The sequence below is a fragment of the Bartonella sp. AD328YNZD genome (assembly GCF_042196425.1).
Map to the genome: position 1 here is coordinate 1 of NZ_JBHIQG010000564.1, position 1,070 is coordinate 1,070.

At 36.4% G+C, this 1,070-nt stretch carries 3 protein-coding genes; 1 reads left to right on the forward strand and 2 read right to left on the reverse strand.

The annotated features are described in order from the left end of the window. Window positions 1-197 (reverse strand): addiction module antidote protein (locus ACFIO3_RS13695; protein ID WP_375704646.1); only part of this gene is annotated, 197 nt, incomplete at its 3' end. Then, window positions 184-486, reverse strand: coding sequence for a type II toxin-antitoxin system RelE/ParE family toxin (locus ACFIO3_RS13700; RefSeq protein ID WP_212113015.1), 303 nt, complete (start codon window positions 484-486; stop codon window positions 184-186). The genes ACFIO3_RS13700 and ACFIO3_RS13695, both read right to left, overlap by 14 nt. A gap of 161 nt (window positions 487-647) precedes the next feature. Between ACFIO3_RS13700 and ACFIO3_RS13705 the strand changes: the two genes are divergently transcribed. Next, window positions 648-1,070 (forward strand): lysozyme (locus ACFIO3_RS13705; RefSeq protein ID WP_375704647.1); only part of this gene is annotated, 423 nt, incomplete at its 3' end.

The following is a 1,070-nucleotide window of genomic DNA, read 5'->3' on the forward strand; positions in this document are numbered from 1 at the left end:
CTTAAAGAACGATAAAGAGACTCTCTTGATAGCCCTGTATTTTGGGCGATTTTACTCATTCCTTGGTTTTTCGCTATTATACCAAGAGCATGGGCAAGATACTTACTATCTTTGCTTTCAAGAGCATCTTCTAAAAGAATCCTTTGTGTCTCAGGTGTCTTGAAATATTCACTTGTGTCAAATTTAGTAATTTCCATGTTTCATTTCCTTTACTAATTGAAGAGCTTTTTCGATATCTTTTTGTTGTGTAGATTTATCACCCGCATTTAATAACAAAATGATTTGTTTACCTTGTTTTACAAAATAGATTCTATAGCCAGGACCATGATGTATTTTTAACTCTCCAATTCCACGGAAAAATTTTACATTTCCAAGAAATCCCGTTTCTATTCTTGCTATCCGTTTAACAATATGCGCTTGCGCAATCTCATCTTTTAAAGAATCTAGCCATTTTATAAAATGCTCTGTTTTGTATACTGTAAACATTTGTAACTTATAAGATACAATTATTACAATGTCAAATACATTCTTTTGTTCCAATGAAAAAGCGACATGAAGCTTAACCAAGCTATCTTTCCGAATGAGAAAGATGTCAATTTTTTTAATCCAGCTCTGCTTTTTGCGGAGCTTTTTTTATGGAGAAGCATATGCGAAAAATATCATCAGAAGGACTTGCACTTATCAAACAATGGGAAGGTTTGCGTTTAAACGCCTATAAAGATGCCATTGGGGTGTGGACAATAGGTTATGGACATACAAACAGTGCTGGAAAACCTTTTATTTACGAAGGCATGACAATCACTGAAAAGCAAGCAGAAGAACTTCTTTGCCAAGACTTAAGACAATTTGAAAATGCTGTTGAACGCGCTGTTACAGTTTCATTAACAGATGAACAATTCGCGGCGTTAGTGTCCTTTTGCTATAATGTAGGAACAGGAGCCTTTTGTAACTCGACACTGTTAAAAAAGCTCAATCAAGGTGAATATGAAGCTGTCCCTGCCGAGCTACAGAAATGGACCAAAGCAGGCGGTAAGCGTCTTGAAGGTCTCGCACACCGGCGTGCAGCAGAA